Consider the following 20,240-nt stretch of genomic DNA (forward strand, 5'->3'; position numbering starts at 1 on the left):
CCCGTGCTCGTCGCTCAGTCAGGCAATGGTCCGTCCCCTCTGGTCAACGAGTAGAAGCATGACGCACTCAAGATCCATGCTGGCACACGCGTCTGAGCGCACTGCCGAATTGTTCAACGCCGCTGCGTTTGAGAGCGAGACCGTGCGTCAAGACCCGGCAGCCATTCGGTGCTAAAAATCTTGGACGTCACCCGACTGTTCCGTCCGAGGAGGTCCCGATGGATACTGCAGACCGAACCCGATCCGGCGGATCCGCTCAAGCCGTTCAGAAAGGTCGTTCAGCTCGTGCTTGACGAGATCATCGCCCGTTACGACGACATGCTGAGCGATCTGGACACTTTGGCATACACCGTGACGATCCCTGACTCTGGCATCCTCACGGTTCAGGCTGCCGTACGACGCCTCGGAGCCGATCCCGCCGTGCTACGAGAACTCGGACCGACGGACGTCGGCGATGGTCTCCACCTCCATGAACCCGGACCGACGGATGCCGGCCGTGGTCTCGACCTCTACCAAGTCGGGGCCGGTATCGTCACCCTGGGCTGGATCGACTTGGGAGAAGAGCGCCAGGAGATGACCGACCGGCTCGCCGGTGACGGGTTCCGTCATTGGCGTCTGTCGCTCGACATCGAGGGCAACACCGTCATGTACGCCCGCTATGGAAACGCCGAGGGGTTCCTTGAGCATCCCGAGCCGGGCTGGATCCCCTTCACCCACTGGACGGACCATCTTGGCCCGCTAAGCGCCTACACCGAACTCTTCCTGAGGGGCTACGACAGCGAGGAGGCGGAGGCGGATGTGGACATCACCGCAGCGTGTCTGGCCGTGATCGAGGTGGAGAGCGGAGTCCGTCTGGACGATGAGCTGATGGACCGTCCTCATTCGCTGCTGCCAGGCCTGGAAGCTTGAAGCGAGGGCTTACTGCCAAACGCAGCGGCGTTGCCGAATTGTTCTTGTAGGGATCAAGGCGACGGCGCTCCGCGCCGCCGCGCGGCCCGCGTCGCGGACCCCGGCCGCGCATGCGGCCTGGGGGCCGGTCACGGCCGGGGCCGCGCTCGGGCCGCTAACACAGCTTCGCCGCTGACTGGAGTGACGTCATGAACGTAGAAGAAGATCTAGAAGCAAGAGCGGAACAGATCTTGAAGGAAGTCAGAAGCGGACGCATGAGGCCCGCGATTATTGCCGACTCGCGTTGCCCTCACAGGAATTGTGGCCGCCTTCTCGCAGCCAGCATCTTACTGCCTGATGGTTATTGGCTTTGGTACACCGGTCATCGGTTCTCTCGTGACGAAAGCCTGCGTGCGCTTCACTGGTACTACATGGGGCTTACTGACCCGGAAGAGTGGTCATCCGAAGCTGAGTACTACGAAAGCGCACGTCAGGCCGCTCTCGAAGATCTACCAGGGCGTGCACGTTTAAATTTCGTCCCCACCATTATGAAGGTGATACCGCCATCTAGCAGAAACAATACCAATCCCCTGCCCTTTTGGTTCTATCAAACGGTCTTGCAGGGACCCAAGTGGGTCCCTCGAGATGGCGTTCCCATCTGGGAGGGGTCGATCGGAGGGATGGGTTTCGTGACCTGCGGTTGTCACAGGGACTACCGGGTGAATGTGCACGAACTGTTCCGTGCGATTGCTGAGCACGCTACCGATTCATCCTGGACAAAGCGGAACATCCCGGTCCAGTCGGTAGAGTAGGCTTGCGTCTACAACTAGAGCTCGCGCGTGACACGCCGCCCCCGTGAGATGAGCAGCACGGATGAGACCTCAAGGGGTTATCTGTGTCCGCCGTCGTTTGGCCTCCTGCTCTGGTAGCGCTGAGTGTCAGCCTCGTCGTTCTCGTCGTCTCGCTCGTCTCGCTCAAGGGAGCCCAGCCAACCGAGCGCCCTGACATCCTGAAAGCTCTGGCTGGCTTTATCCGAGCCATCATGAATCGTCGGTAGAGCCAGCTCCCGGCGGGGGCGCTCCGGCTCCGGGATGATCATCAAGGCGTGCTCCTGACGCCTCTGTCTATCGATGGCTGAGGTAAGGCCTGATCATCCCGTCTCCCATCGACCCGGGACAAGCCGAGCAGACCGGGGTCACGGGGCCAAGGTCGTTCGTCCAGTGGGGCGCTCCACCTTGGCCCCGTGACCCCGGCCCGCTTCCCCTGCGGGCGGGTCGACGGCAGACGGGATGATCAGGCGGGTGAGGTCTGCGCGCTGTAGGGGAAGCCGGCGCGGCTGAACCCGAAGTACACCTTCGAGACCTTCGTCATCGGCTCCAGCAACCGCTTCGCGTACGCCGCCGCGGTCGCGGTGGCCGAGGCCCCGGCCAAGGCGTACAACCCGCTGTTCATCTACGGCGACTCCGGCCTGGGCAAGACTCACCTGCTGCACGCGATCGGCCACTACGCGCAGAGCCTCTACGACGGCGCGCGGGTGAGATACGTCAGCTCGGAGGAGTTCACCAACGACTTCATCAACTCCATCCGCGACCACAAGGCCGACAACTTCCGCGGCCGCTACTGGAAAGCCTGGAGAACCCTTGAGCTGGGGCGGCTTGTGGGTAGGGGCGGCCGTCCATAGGAGGGCCGGTTTCCCACAGGCTCCACCCACACCCTCGTGGATGAAAAAACAGGACGTGAGCTGCGAAAACGAGGCTCGTCCACAGTTTCCGCACCCCCTGCTGTGATGACATCTCCTATCTTCCAAGAAGAAACTCAAGACCCATAGAGGGGGTTCCGGGGGATGACAAGCACAGCATGATGGATGCTTGCATGGTCACCATAATCGGGGCTGACCTAGCTGCGAAAGGAGCTTTGCCTAGGGGTTGGGGCGCACAAGGTTTGTAGTGCTCACCCAGCCTCACCCGCGCGAAGGCTGGCGAGGCCGTTCCAAAGTGAACGGCCCCCTGCGCCAACAGGGAGCCGCTCTCACGTCCGATCCACACTGCTAGCAGAAGGAACGTTTCATCATGAGGTTATTCCAGCCATCCTCGCAGGCTAACAACCAACCTGCTACTGAACCACCGCGGCTTCCTCACCGCTGGGTGACGATCCTCGGCTTCTCAGGGCTCACCGGTGTAGCAGTCGGAGGGGTGACGGGCTTTGCAGTCGGTGGCATCACCGGGCTGGGGACTGGCTTGGCTACAGGCATTGGAATCGCTGTAGCAGTGGCGACATGGCTTCAGAAGGCCATTGACTAACGCGAGGTGAGCTCGGCGCCCCTCGGCCCTGGTGGTGGTTGGCCCTTCGCTCGACATTGAGAGTGATCGGTGGGCCAGATCTCATGCTTCAGTTCTGTCCCATCGATCACCACGAAGATCGCTGGCTGCGGGGATGTTGCAACAGGGGCACACACTGGTTCACATCCACACCCGGACAGTACAGCTCAAAGCTCGATTACGAGCTCCCATTACGGCTCGGACGGCCCTGGCGAAGAAGTGGCCGCGTGCCCGTCGCGTGCCCGATGGGATGGAGAACAGGAGGGAACAGCGGGGAGCCACGGGGAGCGCGATCAGCGCTGTGATCTGCATCTTCGCTGGTCGCCCATGATCGGTATGCGTCTTTGCAAGCAGGATGTCAGGAGTTCGAATCTCCTAGGCTCCACCCCAGCTCAAAGGCCACCTCCCATGATCGGGAAGTGGCCTTTTCGATCTTATGCAGCAGCGAAATACAGCAACGGCTACGAATCCAGCCGGTCACCGAGCTTCTTGAGCGCCTTGCGCGTCTCCTCCGATGAGACCTCGCTGTAGATGTTCATGGTCACCGAGATCTGACTGTGCCGGAGGATCTGCATGGCCACGCGCGGGTGGACGTCGAGGGCGACGAGGAGCGACGCGCAGGTCTTCCGGGTCGCGTGGACGTTGACCTTCCGCACACCCGCCCGGTCGCACGCCCTGGCGAAGCTGCGCCGGAGGTTCGGCTCGGGTGTGTCCAGTTAACGGCTCTGTCCCGTAATCGGTGGTAGCACTGGGTAAGGGTCACGGCAGGAGGATGCGGTGGCGAAGAAGGTCGAATCCGGCGCGGCCGTACATCTGTCTCATGATCTTTTTCGTGCGGGTGTTGACGCCCTCGGTCCGGCCGTTGTGGTGGGGCAGGGTGAGAGCGGCATCGACGGCTGCGCGGTCGAGCTCCAGTCCGTGGGCGAAGCCGTGCAGGTGAGGTAGGTCGGCAACGCGTGCGGCGGTGATCCAGGCAGTGAGCTTGGCGTCGTTGCCTTCGGCCGGGGTGAGCAGGCCGGCGAAGACACGGATGAGACGGGCGAGTTCGGTCAGCTCGGGACAGGCGGTGGTGAGATCCCGCAGCAGGTCAGTGTCGGCGTCGCGTAGCCGGTCGGGGCCGGTGAGCAGGAGGCGGGTGAAATGGCGGGCGGTGATGACGGGCCGGTCGCCTTCGGCTCGGCCCTGGATGAGGTAGCGGTAGAGGAGGTTGAGGCTGCCGGTGTAGCCGAGTTCTGCGATCTCATGGAACAGCCGCATCACCGGGACGGCCGGGTCCTCGGCGCGGCGGGCGCGCAGGTGGTCGCGGTAGGGGTCGACGAGGGTCTGCCGGTAGCGCGGAGCGCGGCGGACTTCCTCGGGTTCGCTCCTGCGGGCGTAGCGTTTGACGGTGTTCAGGGACACGTCGAGTCGGCGGGCGCATTCCAGCAGGCCGACACCCTTGCCGAGGAGGTCGTGAACCTGCTGCCAGCACTCGCGGTACTCCGACCGCGGGCAGCGGCAGCCGCCTGAGCAGCCGCAACGCGGTCGACCGCGCTACGTGAACGCCCAAGGCTCTAGACAGCCGGGCACTCGCTCGGCCGGCGAGCTCTCTGACCACCGCGCCCAACTGGTCGGCGAATCGGTTCGTTCGGCGTTGGTAGCGCTCCAGCAGCCCGGGCACCTGCTCCCGGAACGTCCGCCGCGAGCAGCTCCAGACCGGGCAGGCCATCCGCCGCACCCGCACCGACACCACCACCTGCCGGCCGTCCATGGGAAGGTCCGCGACCATCCGGCTGCAGAACCCATGTACCCGGTCGGTCGGCGTCGCGCATACCGGACACCGCACGGGATCGTCCCGGGTCCGCGCCATCACCCGGATCAGATCGCCCTCGTCCGCCACATCCTCGATGACTAGGGCAGACAATCCCGAAAACACCACACCCGCAAGAGCATCGATCTTCAGCATGCCCCAGCCTGGCACCGGTGACGTACGGCTACCACCGATTACGGGACAGAGCCGAAAACCACCGTACAGTCCCGCCTGGGGGCCGGTCGCGGCCGGGACCGCACTCGGGCCGCCCGCCGACCACCGTCCCCGCCGCACCGACCGAACTCGCCAGCACGAGCGCCACGCCGTCACAAAGGCCGCTACGAAGCCTCCAGAACTTCCTGGAGCCGCCTCGTGGCTGTCTCAGCGGCGGACTTGGTGAGCGCGGGATCGAACTGGCTCACGTGGCCATCGTGCTCCAACGCGATCAGGGTGTTCCGCACCCTGATGATCACAATGTCGATCGCAACCATCGACTCCTTGTCCAGATTCCTGCCCGGGAACCCGCTACGGAGCTTGATCCCGTAGACCCTGTCACCGAGCTTGCCGACCGACAGCTTGCGGATCGTTTCTTTGGTGGCGTCCGTGGTGACCGTGACGCCGCTGCAGTCACGGACCATGACCTTGGCTGCCCGCTCCAGGGTAGAGATCTTGTCGCGAGTGCCACTCAGGATGTACTCGCTCACCCCCTCCCACTCGTCGTCCTTCCTCAGCCAGGTCGCGGCCTTGGCCCGGTAGAGCGGAACGATGCCCTTGACCGCTTTGATACAGGCCTTCTTCGAGCCGGTGACTATGTCGTACTGACTGGGGTCTCTGTTCCAGTCCGTGGTGCGGGTGAAGTCGGTGCCGAGATCCTCCGGAAGAAGAAGGGCGGCTTTAAACTGATCCGGAGACGGTGGTTCGGGAGAGGCCTCCGCCAAAGCAGGGGCCTGTACAAAGAGCACCCCACATAAGAGGCTGGCGAAAATCGAACGCTTAGTGATCACTCTGGTACTTTAACGGCGCTCCCTTAACCAGGACAGGGCTGGTTCGGGAATGGAGTTGCCCCGGTTCGGTAGACACATCAGGGCTTGCGACTACGCAGCAGCATAGCCGTCTTGATGGACGTTCTTGAGGGCCTGCTGGCGCTCGTACTCGGCTGGGCTGAGTTGACCGTCGGCCGAATGACGGCGCCGGGGGTTGTAGAACCCCTCGATGTAGGCGAACACCGCCCGCTCGGCCTCCGACCGGGTGCCGAAGGCCCGCCGGTCGAGCAGCTCGCACTCCAGCGAGGCGAAGAAGCTCTCGGTGATCGCGTTATCGAAGCAGGTCCCGGTTCTCCCCGTCGAGGGACGGACCCCGGCCTGGGCGCACCGCTGCCCGAAGGCGACCGACGTATATTGACCGCCCTTGTCGCTGTGATGGATCACCCCGGCACTGGGGCGGCGCTGATGGATCGCCATCGCCAGCGCGCCGGTGACCAGTTCGGTGCGCATGTGCTCGGCCATCGCCCAGCCGACGATCCGCCGGGAGAACACATCCAAGACCACAGCCAGGTAGAGGAAGCCCTGCCCGGTCGGCACATACGTGATGTCAGCGGTCCACAGGCGGTTCGGTTCCTCGGCGGTGAACTGGCGCTTGACCAGGTCGGATGCGGCCGCAGCCCGCCGATCGGGGATCGTGGTACGACAGCCTTTACGGCGGGTCACGCCCGACAGTCCTGCGGTGCGCATCAGCCGGGCCACCCGCTTGCGGCCGATCCGGATGCCGTCGATCTCGCGCAGGTCGGCGTGGATGCGCGGTGCTCCGTAGATGCCGTCCGACGCGGCGTGGTGCGCGCGGATCTTCCCGGTCAACTCGGCGTCGCGGCGAGCACGCGCCGACGGACCGCGCTCCCGGCGCCTGCGCCAGGCGTAGTAGCCCTGGCGCGACACACCCTCCCGCCCGGGCCAATAGGGAGACGTCGTGGTGGTCGTTCTCCGCACCGATCAGCCGGAACCTCATCTCGGCCGATCCGTCTCCCGTGCGAAGAAAACCGCGGCCTTGCGCAGGATCTCCTTCTCCTCGCGGAGGATCTTGACCTCGCGGCGCAGCCGGGCCAGCTCGTCTTTTTCGGCGCTGGTCAGGCCGTCGGCACGGCGGCCGTCATCCAGATCGGCCTGGCGCACCCAGGTACGGATCGACTGAGCAGAAGGCTCGAACTCCCGAGCCAGTTCCTCCGGCGTCCGTCCGGTGCGCACCAGCTCCACCATCTGCCGGCGAAACTCCGGCGGATAGTTGTTCGGCACAGCGGACTCCTTCTTCCGGGAACCAGGGTTCTCCAGAGGTCAGGTGTCCACCAAACCGGGTCAACTCCACTGCATGGCCACGCGCGGGTGGACGTCGAGGGCGACGAGGAGTGACGCGCAGGTCTTCCGGGTTGCGTAGACGTTGACCTTCCGCACCCCGCCCGGTCGCACGCCCTGGCGAAGCTGCGCCGGAAGTTCGACGGCTCCACGGGGCTCCCGCTCGCGGTGGTGAAGACGAGGCCCGTCTCCTGCCACGAGTCCCCCGCCGTCTCCCGGGCCGTGTCGTGTGCCCGTCGACGGGCACGGAGCGCCGTCGTCACGATCTCGGGGAAAGGCAACGTCGCGACCGAGACGTCCGTCTTGGTCTGCCGGTGGAGGAGCTGGCCGGCCACCCGCTGGAGCTGCCAGCCGATGGTCATCTCAGCGTTGCCGAGGTCGACGTCCTTCCAGCGGAGGCCGAGGGCCTCACCGAGGCGCAGGCCCAGGACGTAGACCGGATACATCGGGTCCTCATGGGTCCGGGCCGACTCCAGGAAGGCCCGCGCCTCCTCGACAGGCCACGGCTTCGCGATGGGTCGGCGACAGGCGGGAGAGCAGGATGAACGTCCCGGTGACAGTCGGGCAGTTAGCCAGATGGGCATGTAGTTGCCATTTCGGTAACTACATGCCAGAGTGGTATGCATGAATAACGGGATGACACCTGAGGCGGCTCGTGACGCGCTCCGCTCCGCCACCAACGCGTCTCAGCGGCTGCGCGCACGGGCGCGCTGGGCCAGCACCAAACTTGTCGTATTCGGTGTCAGCATCGGCTTGGTCACGGCTAGCGTCGGACTGATCGAGTCGAAGCTGTTGAAAGCCGCCGTCTTCGCCGCGTGGGGGGTGCTGGTCGTGGTTATGACGGTCTGGGAGCGGAGCCGCCTGGCCCACCTTTCCGGAACGCGTCAGCGCATCAACCCCTACTGGGTCGGCAGCTTCGCGCTCTACGGCGTGGCGCTGGCCGTGGGCGCCAGCGAGACGATCGGAGACCTGGCGTACTGGCTGCCCGCCAGCGTGATCGTCGCACTACCCATGCTCATCGGAGCGCTCCGGGAACGGCACGCATGAGCCACGGACAAGACGGCGATCGCGGGCACGCGAGGGGCCTCAGCCACCCGCGTCATGATCTGGACGACCTGCTGACCCACGCGGTCCGGTTCTCGATCGTCGCCGCGCTCGCCGGCTTGGCGAACGCTGAGTTCGCCGCAGTGCGGGACAGTGTGGAGATCACCGACGCGATGCTCTCCAAACAGGTGGCGCTGCTGGAGAAGGCGGGTTACGTCCACGTCGAAAAGGGGCGCGTCGGCCGGCGACCGCGTACGTGGCTGTCACTCTCCGACGAGGGGAAGGCGGCGTACGCGAGGCACGTCGCAGCGCTGCGAGCCATCGCCGATCTCACCGGCTGACGCCGGACCGGCCAGATCGTCCTGCGGCGCGGCGCAGATGTCGGCCGCCTCGTGTCGGTCGCAGGCGCTACGGTCTGCCCTTGTTTCGATCAGTGCGTCCTCCTGTCGCCTTGTGCTCAGCGGGGCTGACGCGCCCATCATGGATCCGAGAGGTGACCCATGCAGTCACGGACCCACCTGTACGACCTTCTGGAATCGACCATCTTCACCGAAGAGCTCGATTCCGAGATGGACCTGTGGGCGCTGGGATTCTGCGCCCTGTGGATCAAGGGCGTGGACCTCGGCACCCTCGCCTCGGCCTTCCAGCTGGACCTCGACACCCGCACCCCCTGCTACCTGAGCGAGATCCTCGACCACCACCTCGACGACGGCTCCCGCTGGGTGGCCGAGGTCAACGGCTGGATCGGGATCGTGCCGGGGTTCGTCGACGATGACGCGTCCCTGATGTCCGTCACCCAGGGCGGCCGTCAGGCCCTCAGCTTCAGTATGAACATCCACGGCAGGGAGTACTTCAAGTACGCCCGTGACGGGCGCATGATCGTCTCCTTCGAGCCTAGCTGGACAGAGGAACGGTTCGGTGACGATCCGCACGCGCTCGACCATCTGATGGACGGATTGCGCTTCCAGATCACCGATGACGACGTCCTCGACAATCCCGTGGAGGGTCCGGAGAGCATCAGCTCGACCTTGGCGCTGATCGGGCGCATCACGGAAACCGACATCGCCACCGACTGGTTCCAGGCGCGGCACTCGCGCATCGGCGATCCCTCCTGGCACCCACCCAGACCTTGAATGCAGGATCGGCCGAGAGATGATCATCCCCATCCTGGGAAGCGATCAACGATTCTCTGGCTCGTCCGCAGGTCAGGGCCACTCGTGAACACCCCGGCTTCTTCTATGAACCGCTCGGATGCGTAGTGGCTGGTCAACGGCGTGTCCATCAGTCGGGCGAACGGTCGGCCGACTGGCCGTATTTGAAGCCGTAGACGTCGGTTGAGCACTTTCAAGTGCCGCCTGGTGTGGCGGTGGAGCTTGGCCAGAGTCCGGCCGAGGTAGCCCCTCCACGGGCGGCAGGGCAAGTCCCTGGGCGGTGGAGTCGCGGAGTACACCCCAGAGCGATCAGGGGACGGATCGCGCCACCAGGGCCATGGCCTCCCGCATGGCGTTCCGTACCTCGGCAGGCCCGTCGCCGCGCTGCAGTGCTGTCAAGGCGGACGCGCTGACCGCGCCCACCATCGCGCCGACCAGGGCGGAGGCTGTGATCGCGTCGAGTCTGTCGGGGAATGCCCGCTGCAGCGCCTGGGCCAGTTCGGCCTGCGCGGTGAGGTAACGCTGCAGCAGCCGGGCCTGCAGTGCCGGCACCGAGGCCGCCAGCCGTGTCCGAAGCGCCGCCAGCCCGCTGGAGAGGTCGCTGTCCCAGGCGTTGGCGATCATCTGGTCCATTGCCCGTACCAGCAACTCGGGCAGCCGTTCCTCGGCGCGGCACTCGGCGATCGTCTGCAGCGCCAGGTCGACGCGCAGGTCGGCATTGGCCAGGAGCACGTCCTCCTTGGCCTGGAAGTGGAGGAAGAAGGTGCGGGGGGACACCTCTGCGGCGTCTGCGATCTCGGCCACGGTCACGTGGTCGTAGCCCTTGTTCTCGAACAGGCGAACCGCCGCCTCGATCAGCGCCTGCCGGGTGCGCTGCTTCTTGCGCTCCCGCAGTCCGAGTTTCTCCACCATGCGGGGCAGTTTATTGCATCTTCCGAATTGATGCATACTATGCATCGATACATAGACTGTAGCCATTGAAGGGTGGTCATCATGGGAAGCCTGAACGGACGCGTCGTCCTGATCACCGGAGCAGGACGCGGCATCGGGCGAGAGGAGGCGTTGTTCTTCGCCGCCGAAGGCGCCAAGGTCGTCGTCAACGAGCCCGGCGTCGCCATTGACGGCACAGGCGGCGATGCCGGCGTGGCAACGAAGGTCGTCGAGGAGATCACTGCCCGCGGCGGGCAGGCCGTGCCCAACACCGACAGCGTCGCCGACTGGAACGGCGCCCGCCGCATGGTGGAGACGGCACTACAGTCCTTCGGCGACCTGCATGTAGTGGTCAACAACGCGACCATCGAACGGAACATGGGCCTGGCCGACCTGTCGGAGGAGGACTTCGACGACGTCCTGACCGTCAAGCTCAAGGGCACCTTCGCGGTGACGCACTGGGCGGCCCGCCACTGGCGCAACCAGTTCCAAGCAGGAATCCACGCCGACCGCGCCGTCGTCAACACCTCCTCCGGCTCCGGACTGCTCAACCCGCTGCCCGCGCAGGTCTCCTACGCCGCGGGCAACGCCGGAGTCGCGGCGCTGACCACCGTGGCAGCCCTCGAACTCGGCCGGTACGGCGTGCGGGTCAACTGCATCTCGCCCTCGATGGCCCGCACCAGGCTCACCCTCGCCGTTCCCGGCATGAGTCAGGAACCGCAGGCGGGCCGGTTCGACCCCCTGAACCCCGCTGCCAGCGCGCCTGTCGCCGCCTACCTGGCCAGTTCGGCCTGTCCGCTCACCGGCCAGGTGCTGTCGGTACGGGGCGGAACGGTCGCGGTCAACCACGGCTGGTCCCTCGGCGGACACATCCACAGAGACGGGCTGTGGAGCGTGGAGGAACTGGCCGAGAAGGTGAAGGAGTTGCCGATGGACGACCCGTTCGACAAGCTCGCCCAAGCCCTGACTGGCGCGCTCGGCACCGTGGGACGCGCCCGGCTCCAGGAGATGATCAACGCCTTGCTGGACCAGGGAGGCGAGACCGGCCCGGCCTCCACGTGACGCGATGGCACACCGACCGGACCGCGTGCTCAGTCTCGCGGTCCGAGGATGGATGCGCTCGGCCTCCTGCAGGTGGGTCACGTCCAGCGAAGTGGTGCATGAACCGGCAGAGCGAGCTGACCTGCTGACAGGCCGGTCATGGCCTGATGTGGCGACCGTCGCCTGCTTGGAGCACGCGCTGGTGTCGGCGTACGCCTGAATGTGCTCAACCCGTACAGGTGAACGTGCTCAGTTGGCGATGCGCTGACCACGGGCTCTCGTCGGTCCGCAATGGACGGCCGACGGCATCGGTCGGCAGGGCACTTCTCATGCCACCTTGATGACGACTTTTCCTGAGGCGTGACCGTTCTCGACGGCGGCGAGGGCGGCCGGGGCGTCGGAGAGCGGGTGGACCGCGGTGATCACGGGTGCGAGGACTCCGTCGAGGGCCAGCCGGGTGGACCGTTCCAGGTTCTCGCGGTCGAGGCGACGCTCGACGAAACGCCCGCCGACATCGGGCACAGACATGTCACCTACGGCGATGACGGTGCGGGGATTCCGGGCCAGCGGAGCGACCGTCCGCAGCGAGGTGCCTCCGACCAGGTCGACGATCCCGTCGAAGCCGTCCGGAACCAGCTCACGTGCTGCGGCGACGACGTCCTCGGCGGTGTAGTCGATGAACCGCACCCCGATGGCTTCGGCGTGCTCGCGCTTGGCGGTGCTCCCGGTGCCGATCACACGCAGCTCGCGCCCGATGGCCAGCCGGGCGACGGCGAGGCCGACTCCGCCCCCGACCCCGTTGACCAGGACCGTGGCGCCGGCCGGGAGGCCGAGCTGATCGAGCGCATCCACCGCGGTCGTCCCGGCCACTGGCAGCGTTGCCGCCACGGTCGCGGACAGGCCCGCCGGAATACGCGCGGTGTTCGGTGCGGACAGCACCGTCGTCTCGGCGTAGGTGCCGCCACCGGTGAGTGCGAAGCCGAAGACCGCGTCACCCACCTCGAGCCCGTCAACGTCCTCGCCCCGGGCGAGAACGGTTCCCGCTGCCTCCACGCCCAGCACGCGGGGGAACGGACGCCCGCCGTCGAGCCCGGGGACCAGACCCGAGCGCAGGGCGTGGTCGAGGGGGTTCACGCCGGCGACGTGGACCCGGATCAGCACCTCGCCGCGACCGGGGTCGGGATCGGGACGATCGAAGAACTCCTGCACCTCGGGCCCGCCATGCTTGCCGAAACCCCACGCTTGTCCCATTCTCTGCCGCCTCCCGTATGGCCGACCCGGCGATTCCGGGCTCTGCAGCCATCCTCACCCCTGACATTGATGTAAGGGGCAACCGGGTGAGACGCAGGTCACAGCATCAGGCCGAATGTGCCACCGGTTCCGCGGTCGTGGACAGCTCCGCCCGGTGCCGGCTGTTGGCCTTGATCAGCACGTCGAGTGCATCCCGGGCCTCGATCAGGTGCGCGATGTCGGTGTCGATCCGGTAGCGCTCGCGCATCATCGCCGTGAACGTCTCCTCGGCGACGTCCAGGTCACCTGGGATGTCCACACACGGCAGCACAGTCGTGATCACCCGGCTGGACATACCCGCGTCGAACAGCTGTCGGATGAGCGACACGCGCTGGACCGCGGCATCGGAATAGTGACGCTGCCCGGCGTCGGAGCGTGAGCTGGTCAACAGGCCCTGCTCTTCGTAGTACCGCAGTGAGCGCGGACTCACGCCCGTGCGCTTGGACAGCTCGCCGATCCGCATCCCCGAGAGTCTACGCGCGTGCTCCACGTTCGGACCGCCGACGAGTCATGGACGCTCGAGGACACCGCCATGGCCGCAGGGTTGTCGTCTCGGTCCAACGACTGAGCACGTTCGTCTGTACGCGCTTGAAGCTGACGGATGCGGGTCTCCGAACGGCCGTTGCGCTCTTGTGGATTGGCCAGGTCGGCCTGCAGCGAGGCTCGGCTTTGATGCGGAAGATCAGCCGGCGGACGCGGGAGATCTCCTCGTCGGAGGGCATCGCCTCAGCTCGTGTCCAGTCGTCGACCTCGACGGTGGCCAGCGGCTTTTCCGGCTGAATAGCAGGCCGGCCGGGCAGGTTTCCAGGTCGGGCAGGTAAGAGACGTCGGTGCGGAAGCGGCCGCGGCCTTACGGGCCCACCGGACGTCGCCACGGTGACGGTCGCGTCCGAAACATGCCAGTGCCCGCTGCGTCATCACTGCTTGGCTGGACGCCCACGGTCCACGCGCGCCTCCCCGAACGGAAACCATGTCAACCACCACGCTGGCCCGGTCGCGTTCGCCCCTCATCGGCTGGCTCGCCGTCACCGCGCTCACGCTGGGCATCTTCGCCATCGTCACCAGCGAAATCCTGCCCATCGGCCTGCTGCCCGCCATCGGCGCCGACTACGGAATCTCCGACGGCATCACGGGGCTGACCATGGCCCTGCCCGGCATCGTCGCCGCGATCGCCGCCCCCGCCGCCACCCTGACCACCGCCCACCTGGACCGCCGCGTCATGCTGTGCATCCTCATGGCGGTTCTCGCCGTGGCCGACGTGCTGGCCGCCGTGGCGACCTCCTACTGGGTCATGTTGATCTCCAGGGTGTTCGTCGGCCTCACCATCGGCGGCTTCTGGTCGATCGGGGCGGGGCTGGCCGGTCGCCTGATGCCGCCGCACGCCGTCGGCACGGCCACCGCTGTGATCTTCTCCGCCGTGCCGCTCGGCTCCGTGCTCGGCGTACCGGCCGGAACCTTCATCGGCGACCTCATCGGCTGGCGGGCCGCCTTCCTGGTGCTGGCGGTGCTGGCCATCCTGGTCCTGGCCGCACTGATGCTGCTGCTGCCACCACTGCCCGCCTACCAGGTCACCAGCCCTCGCGTTCTGCTCGACCTACTACGTACGCGGGGCTGTCACCGTGCCCTGCTGGCCACCTTCCTCATCGTCTTGGCCCACTTCGGCACCTACACCTACATCACGCCCTTCCTGCAGGACGTCGCCGGCCTGCCTCCCGCCGCCGTCGGCGCCGTCCTGCTGGCGTACGGCATCGCCGGGATCGCCGGCAACTTCCTGGTCGGCAAGGCCGTCGCCACACGCCTCCGAGCCGCTTTCGCAACCTGCGGCTGCCTGATCGCGGCCGCCACCCTGCTGCTGCCCTCGGTCGGCGGCACAAGCGCCGGCGCCGTGGTGCTGCTCGTGGTCTGGGGCCTGGCCTATGGAGGCGTGCCCGTCTGCTCGCAGTCATCGTTCATCAGCGCCGCCCCTCACGCACCCGAAGCCGCCACGGTCGTCTTCACCTCCTCGTTCCAGGCGACCTTCGCTCTCGGCGCGTTCCTCGGCGGCCGCGTCGTCGACGTCTTCTCGGTCTCCACCGTGATGATCTGCGGAGGGCTGACCGCTGTGCTCATGGCGTTATCCCTATGGTCGCGCCCTGAACCCCGCTGAGCCGGCGCACTGCATTCCCGCAGCCGACATGAGCCACTACCAAGCCGTGCGAACAACCCGACCCCGGCGAACGATCATCCATGGCCTGGGAAGCGATCAACGAACTCCTGATCCGACTGCATGTCGCGAACACCCGTGAACATCCCGCCGCGTGTCGAAGGCCACCTCCCATGATCGGGAAGTGGCCTTCGATCTCGTGCGGCAGCGAAATTCGCTTACGGCGACAGATCCAGTCGCTCGCCGAGCCGTCTGAGAGGTCGGGAGTATGCGGGCTTTGAACTCGGGATGAAGCAGGCTTCGGGGTCGCTTGGAGCGGTAGAGCCGGCCGCATCGCTGAGTGAGGTGGTCAGCCCGTTCGGCGTCAGGACGCGATCTTCTTCTCGTGCCAGGTGTAGTAGAGGAAGGTGCTGTCGGGCCCGGTCAACGTGCCGTAGATCTGCCAGAAGCTGTTGGCGCCAAGCGAGTAGCGGAAGACCTTGTCCCCGGGCCGGTCGTCCACGAACGTCTCATCCGGTGAGCCGTTGGACCAGCTCCGTACCTCGATCGTGAATGTCGAGTCGTCCGGGACGTCGAGGCAGACCTCGTACGTGGTCGGTGACGGACTGCCGAAGCGGTAGGCGAAACCGTCCACCGCAGGCCTCTCGACATTGGTGGGGACGAAGCTCTCCCGGATCCGGGTGTACTCCCCTGCGGAGCAGTCGATCGGGGAGGTGGCCGCGGAGACGGGACCGACGCCGGCGAGCGTGGCGCCGAGGATGCCGGTGATGAGAACGGAGACGGTGCGCTTCATGCTTCTCCTCATCCGTGCGGTGGCTCTCCAACTAAGTAGTTGAAGACTTTACTAATCTTGGCCTAGGTGCCACATCCGGACAAGCCTGAGCAAAAAATTTACGCATTTCTGAGTCAAGCGATTACGTTCGGTTTCTGCCTGTCAAACTAGACATAGATATTAAACAAGTACGAAATCTGCATTGAGGGCGAGAAGGGGACATACCTTCGGGGGAGCATGAAAATCGGAAGCCCGAGGTTCCCGCTCCGAGGTACGCGAGCGGCTTACCGCCCGCCGTTGCACCGCCGCCTGCAAGGCCCGGATCTTGGCCGGATGCGAGCAGCTCGACAAGGCGGGCAAGGGCCGTCTGCCACCCCGCCGGGAAACGATCACCCCTGACCTGGGAAGCGATCAACGAAGCCGAATCGTTCTCACGGGGGATCAAGCGCTGTCGGCCGCTCACAGGTCCACCCGGCGCAGAACGTCGTGCTCCTCGCCGATCTCCACAGCGAAACGGCTCTTATCGCCCAAAAGGCCGTCACCCCTGGGAAGTCTGCCAGGTTTCGCGGTTTCCAGCTCCCGTGGAACCGGTCGCACGCCCGCATGCCCGCCCGGTCGCATGCCCTGGCAGAGCTGCGCCGGAGGGACGTCCTTCCAGCGGAGGTCACAGTGGTTCCTGGTCGGATCCGTAGGTTCCTGGGCCTGGGGCGGATCTAGGATCAACCCATGCGGACCGGGTACAACGAGGCTTTGGCGCTGCTCGGATACGTACTGGGCATGGTGGCCACGTCCGTACTCGCCGAGTGGGGACGCGAGAGCGGCGGGGAGTCGCTCAGCGAGGTCCTGCTCATGTGTTCACTGCTGTTCGAGGTCGCGTTCCTCTTCGGGTTGGTCCGGTTCTTCTTCCAGGGGTTGCGGTGGGGCGGCCGCCTCTTCGCGCGTCGGTGGCGGACGGCGGCCTCGCAGGCCGGCTCTGTGTCGCCGGGCCGCTAGGAGGCCGTGCTCCACAGCCGCACCGTGCCGCCCGCATCGGGGGCGGCCAGCAGGTGCCCCCGGGGGTGGAAGGCGAGTGAGGAGACGTGCCCGGTGTGACCGTTCAGCGGTTCACCGGCGGGCCGGACGGTCGCGGTGTCCCACAGCCGTACCGTGAGGTCGTCGCCGGCGGTCGCGAAGAACCGGCCGCCGGGGTGGAAGGCCACCGCCCAGACGTGATCCCCGCGATGGCCGCGCAGCGGTTCGCCGACGGGGCAGCCGGTCGTGACGTCCCACAGTCTCAACTGGTTGCGGTCGTATCCGGCCGCGGCCAGCAGCCGCCCGCCGGGGTGGAAGGCCACCGCGTGGACGGATCCGCTGTGATCACCCGGCAAGTGGCCGACGGACCGTCCGGTCTCGCCGTCCCACAGCCGCACGGTACGGCCTGCGGTGCCGGCCAGCAGCCGCCCGTCGAGGGAGAAGGCCACCGCGTGGGCGGGATCGCCGATGCCGCCCAGCGGTTCACCGGCGGGCTGCAGGGTGCCGGTGTGCCACAGCCGTACGGTCCCGTCCTGGCCCGCGCTGGCCAGTAGATGCCCCCGAGGATGGAAGGCCAGCGCGGTGACGCCCTCGGTGTGGCCGTCCGGCGGTTCACCGGTGAGCTGGAAGGCGTCGGTGCGGCCGTCCGGTGGTTCGCCGGCGGGCTGGAAGGCGTCGGTGCGGAACACCCGGATCGCGCCGTCCGACCAGCCGGTGGCGAGCAGACGGCCGCGGGGGTGGAAGGCCACCGCCCAGGCCTGTTCGGCAGGGGCGGCCGGGGACCGGCCGACGGCGTGGCCGGTGGCGGTGTCCCACAACCGCACCGTCCCGTCCTCTCCGGCGACGGCGAAACAGCCGCCGCCGGGATGGAAGGCGACATCCGCCGGGGTACAGCGTTCGATCTGGATGTCCCGGAAAGGAAGGGTCATATCGATCGGAGGATAGCCCCGTCCCCACCGGACCTCCGTGTGGGACGGACCTCCCCGGACACCGCATGGCGGCGCCGGTGTGCCGCCGTCAGGCGTCCCGCGAGCGGAACACCGCGAAGGCCGCCACCAGCAGACCGGCGGTGAAGGCGGTCATCAGGCCGAACCCCGTCCACGGAGCGAGCCGGTCCGCGTGGTGGACGGTGGTGGTGACCTGGAGTCCGGCCGAGATCGGCCAGTAGACGGTCACCCAGTCCCCGACGGCCGCGGGCATGAGGCGGGGCCCGATGATCGGGATGATGAAATTGACGACGGTCACCGCGGTCGTGGCGGCCATCGTGTTCCGCAGCAGGCAGCCGAGTGCCACGCCGATCAGGCCCACCAGTGACCAGATCATCCCCATGCCGACGACGGCGCGCAGGACGCCGGGCTGGCCGAGCGTCGCGGACGGAGCACCGGCGGCGCCGATCAGGGTCTGACCCAGGAGGAACGAGCCGAAGGCGGCGACCTCTCCCATCACCAGGGTGATCAGACCGAACGTCCAGATCTTGGCGGCCAGCAGCCGTCCGCGCCGCGGGACCACGGTCAGGCTCGTACGGATCGTCCCGGTGGCGTACTCGGAGGTCACTGCCAGCGCGCCGAGTGCGCCCACGCTGATCTGCGCGAACAGGAACCCGCCGTACATGCTGATGTAGGTGGCGTCGAACGCCGCTCCCGCCGCCCGGTAGGTCCCGCTCGCCCTGCCGGCGGTGAGCGCGCCCGCGCCCACCATGACGGTGACGGTCGCCAGCAGGATGGGGATGTTGGAGGGGACCGAGCGGAACTTGGTCCACTCCGACCGCATCGTGTCCGCGATGGCGGCCCTCATGCCGCGCTCGCCTGGAACTCGACGCTGTCGCGGGTCAGGTCCATGTAGGCCTGTTCCAGTGAACGTTGTGGCGTCAGCTCCGTCAGCACGATCCCGGCGGCCAGCGCGGCCTTGCCGACCTGCCTGGCCTCCAGGCCGATGACGATGAAGGAACCGTCGGTCCCCTGCCTGACGGAACCGCCCGCCTCCGCCAGGAGAGGGACGAGCCGATCCGGGTCGTCCGCCCGCACCAGCACGTTGGACCCCTGCCGGACGAACTCGCTGATCCCGATGTCCGCGATCAGCCTCCCTCTGCCGATGATGACGAGATGGTCGGCGGTCTGCGCCATCTCGCTCATCAGATGGCTGGAGACCAGGACGGTGCGGTTCTCACCGGCCAGCCCGCGCATCAGCTCGCGGATCCACTTGATGCCCTCGGGATCCAGGCCGTTGACCGGCTCGTCGAACAGCAGCACCTTGGGATCGCCGAGGAGCGCCACCGCGATCCCGAGCCGCTGGCTCATCCCCAGGGAGAAATCACCGGCCCGCTTGCGCGCCACCGATTCCAGCCCGACCAGTTCCAGCACCTCGTCCACCCGTCCGCCCGGGATGCCGTTGGACCGGGCGATGCAGAGCAGGTGGTCGCGGGCCGTACGCCTGGGGTGCAGCGCGCGGGCGTCCAGCAGGGCGCCCACCTCGTGCATGGGCCTGGCCATGCCCACGTAGTCGTGGCCGTTGACGGTCACGCTCCCGGCGTCCGGCCTGTCGAGGCCGAGGATCATCCGCATGGTCGTCGACTTGCCGGCCCCGTTCGGGCCGAGGAACCCGGTGACCCTGCCGGATTCGACGGTGAACGTCAGGCCGTCCACGGCCGTCCTGTCACCGAAGCGCTTCGTCAGTCCGTCTATTCGGATCATGTCCCGTCGCCTCACGTGCGTTCTTCTCGATCAAGCAGTTCGTTCAGCCCGTACACCGGCGCAGTGAGGGAGCCGAGCACGGCCCTTCATGACCTTGCTCTCCGTGCTCCAGGGGCATGTGTCGTCGGCCGGCATGCGGCATCGGCCGCCGGTGCCGCCGCCGTACCTCGTTCGGAACGACCGGTCAGTCGTAGAGCCGCCACGGCATCCCGCCGTCCTTCGCACAATTGAGCGCGAGCACGCCCTCGGCCTTCAAGAGCTCCTGCTCACGCTCTTCGAACGCCTCGGCCTTCCTGTAGAGATCGTTTGCTGCCGTCTCCAGTATCCTTTTCCAGAGGTACAGGACCTTCTCTCTCGTATCGAGGAAGAGGGCGTCCGCCCGGTCCCGCTCGGATCGGATGTCATGGACCTCCAGGTTCTTGTCCGCCGCCTCCAGATCTGCGGCCAGCTCCGGGTTCTCCAGGTTTCCCTGGAAATCCCGCTGGTGTCCGCAGAAAAGGACAAGGGAAAGCTTTTCGCTCCCCCTGAGAATGAAATGCCTCCTCGCCAGCCCCAGGGCTCCGGAGGCGGCCTCGAAGAGGAACTCCTTCCGGCGCCCGGGTGCCTGCCCGGATTCGTGGACATGGGAGACGAGACCGCCGTCCCCGTCCACCGGGCTGACGATCATGCCCATGCAGCCCGCGAAGGATCCGCTGTAGATGTCCGTACGCCCCGCTCCGGAGATGCCGATCTTGCCCATGCCGAGAAGGAGAATGGTGGAGTCGTCCCGCCAGACTTTCCCGGAGGCGGCCCACAGCTCGTCGGTGACGTATTTGATCTCCATCGTCGGAT

17 protein-coding genes and 4 pseudogenes are annotated in these 20,240 nt (G+C 66.6%); 8 read left to right on the top strand and 13 right to left on the bottom strand.

What is annotated here, in order from left to right; all coding sequences use genetic code 11:
• Positions 1-180 precede the first annotated feature (180 nt).
• Both IEZ07_RS10280 and IEZ07_RS10285 read left to right on the top strand, forming a co-directional pair.
• Positions 181-909, top strand: a complete 729-nt coding sequence (locus IEZ07_RS10280) for a hypothetical protein (RefSeq protein WP_191894514.1) — start codon at positions 181-183, stop codon at positions 907-909.
• A 1,300-nt stretch (positions 910-2,209) separates the two neighbouring features.
• Positions 2,210-2,509: pseudogene (locus tag IEZ07_RS10285) on the top strand (DnaA ATPase domain-containing protein); the annotation flags it as partial.
• Positions 2,510-3,667: 1,158 nt separating this feature from the next.
• On the opposite strand, the gene IEZ07_RS10290 reads toward IEZ07_RS10285, so the two are convergent.
• From IEZ07_RS10290 to IEZ07_RS36270, 5 genes and pseudogenes are all read right to left on the bottom strand, one after another.
• Positions 3,668-3,922: a tyrosine-type recombinase/integrase gene (locus tag IEZ07_RS10290; RefSeq protein ID WP_191894660.1), complete on the bottom strand. Its 255-nt coding sequence runs from the start codon at positions 3,920-3,922 to the stop codon at positions 3,668-3,670.
• Positions 3,923-3,965: 43 nt separating this feature from the next.
• Positions 3,966-5,151, bottom strand: a pseudogene (locus tag IEZ07_RS10295) (transposase family protein).
• A gap of 182 nt (positions 5,152-5,333) precedes the next feature.
• Positions 5,334-5,999 (bottom strand): hypothetical protein, encoded by a 666-nt coding sequence (locus tag IEZ07_RS10300; RefSeq protein ID WP_191894515.1) that lies wholly within the window; start codon positions 5,997-5,999, stop codon positions 5,334-5,336.
• A gap of 90 nt (positions 6,000-6,089) precedes the next feature.
• Positions 6,090-7,280, bottom strand: a pseudogene (locus IEZ07_RS10305) (IS3 family transposase).
• Positions 7,281-7,489: 209 nt separating this feature from the next.
• A pseudogene (locus IEZ07_RS36270) lies at positions 7,490-7,963 on the bottom strand (site-specific integrase); the annotation flags it as partial.
• 127 nt (positions 7,964-8,090) lie between these two features.
• Between IEZ07_RS36270 and IEZ07_RS10315 the strand changes: the two are divergent.
• The 3 genes from IEZ07_RS10315 (at position 8,091) to IEZ07_RS10325 (ending at position 9,514) form a co-directional block, all read left to right on the top strand.
• Positions 8,091-8,384: a hypothetical protein gene (locus IEZ07_RS10315; protein ID WP_191894516.1), complete on the top strand. Its 294-nt coding sequence runs from the start codon at positions 8,091-8,093 to the stop codon at positions 8,382-8,384.
• Positions 8,381-8,722, top strand: a complete 342-nt coding sequence (locus IEZ07_RS10320; protein ID WP_191894517.1) for a winged helix-turn-helix domain-containing protein — start codon at positions 8,381-8,383, stop codon at positions 8,720-8,722. Before IEZ07_RS10315 ends, IEZ07_RS10320 begins: the two co-directional genes overlap by 4 nt.
• A 159-nt stretch (positions 8,723-8,881) precedes the next feature.
• A complete protein-coding gene (locus tag IEZ07_RS10325; RefSeq protein WP_191894518.1) occupies positions 8,882-9,514 on the top strand; it encodes a DUF6461 domain-containing protein in 633 nt (210 codons plus the stop codon).
• A 327-nt stretch (positions 9,515-9,841) separates the two neighbouring features.
• Here IEZ07_RS10325 and IEZ07_RS10330 read toward each other — a convergent pair whose 3' ends face one another.
• Positions 9,842-10,444: a TetR/AcrR family transcriptional regulator gene (locus IEZ07_RS10330; protein WP_191894519.1), complete on the bottom strand. Its 603-nt coding sequence runs from the start codon at positions 10,442-10,444 to the stop codon at positions 9,842-9,844.
• An 81-nt stretch (positions 10,445-10,525) separates the two neighbouring features.
• Here IEZ07_RS10330 and IEZ07_RS10335 point away from each other — a divergent pair, with 81 nt between their 5' ends.
• Entirely contained in the window at positions 10,526-11,524 is a 999-nt protein-coding gene (locus IEZ07_RS10335; protein WP_191894520.1) for an SDR family NAD(P)-dependent oxidoreductase, read from the top strand.
• Between the two features lie 306 nt (positions 11,525-11,830).
• Here IEZ07_RS10335 and IEZ07_RS10340 read toward each other — a convergent pair whose 3' ends face one another.
• The gene (locus IEZ07_RS10340; protein ID WP_191894521.1) at positions 11,831-12,754 is read right to left on the bottom strand and encodes an NADP-dependent oxidoreductase; all 924 of its coding nucleotides are present in this window, start codon (positions 12,752-12,754) and stop codon (positions 11,831-11,833) included.
• Between the two features lie 106 nt (positions 12,755-12,860).
• Positions 12,861-13,256, bottom strand: coding sequence for a MerR family transcriptional regulator (locus tag IEZ07_RS10345; RefSeq protein WP_191894522.1), 396 nt, complete (start codon positions 13,254-13,256; stop codon positions 12,861-12,863).
• 507 nt (positions 13,257-13,763) lie between these two features.
• Between IEZ07_RS10345 and IEZ07_RS10350 the strand changes: the two genes are divergently transcribed.
• Entirely contained in the window at positions 13,764-14,939 is a 1,176-nt protein-coding gene (locus IEZ07_RS10350) for an MFS transporter (protein WP_191894523.1), read from the top strand.
• 361 nt (positions 14,940-15,300) lie between these two features.
• Here IEZ07_RS10350 and IEZ07_RS10355 read toward each other — a convergent pair whose 3' ends face one another.
• Positions 15,301-15,729 (bottom strand): hypothetical protein, encoded by a 429-nt coding sequence (locus tag IEZ07_RS10355; protein WP_191894524.1) that lies wholly within the window; start codon positions 15,727-15,729, stop codon positions 15,301-15,303.
• A 705-nt stretch (positions 15,730-16,434) separates the two neighbouring features.
• On the opposite strand from IEZ07_RS10355, the gene IEZ07_RS10360 reads away from it, so the two are divergent.
• Entirely contained in the window at positions 16,435-16,701 is a 267-nt protein-coding gene (locus IEZ07_RS10360) for a hypothetical protein (protein ID WP_191894525.1), read from the top strand.
• Here IEZ07_RS10360 and IEZ07_RS10365 read toward each other — a convergent pair.
• The 4 genes from IEZ07_RS10365 to IEZ07_RS10380 form a co-directional block, all read right to left on the bottom strand.
• On the bottom strand, positions 16,698-17,648 hold the full coding sequence (locus IEZ07_RS10365; protein WP_191894526.1) for a WD40 repeat domain-containing protein: 951 nt from the start codon (positions 17,646-17,648) through the stop codon (positions 16,698-16,700). The two genes, IEZ07_RS10360 and IEZ07_RS10365, sit on opposite strands and share 4 nt — an antisense overlap.
• Before the next feature lie 88 nt (positions 17,649-17,736).
• Complete coding sequence (locus IEZ07_RS10370) at positions 17,737-18,513, bottom strand: ABC transporter permease (protein WP_191894527.1); 777 nt, start codon at positions 18,511-18,513, stop codon at positions 17,737-17,739.
• Positions 18,510-19,409 (bottom strand): ABC transporter ATP-binding protein, encoded by a 900-nt coding sequence (locus IEZ07_RS10375; protein WP_191894528.1) that lies wholly within the window; start codon positions 19,407-19,409, stop codon positions 18,510-18,512. Before IEZ07_RS10375 ends, IEZ07_RS10370 begins: the two co-directional genes overlap by 4 nt.
• A gap of 184 nt (positions 19,410-19,593) precedes the next feature.
• Positions 19,594-20,232, bottom strand: coding sequence for a hypothetical protein (locus tag IEZ07_RS10380; RefSeq protein ID WP_191894529.1), 639 nt, complete (start codon positions 20,230-20,232; stop codon positions 19,594-19,596).
• Positions 20,233-20,240: the final 8 nt, after the last annotated feature.

The organism is Planomonospora parontospora (genome assembly GCA_014647935.1).
Lineage (GTDB): Bacteria > Actinomycetota > Actinomycetes > Streptosporangiales > Streptosporangiaceae > Planomonospora > Planomonospora parontospora.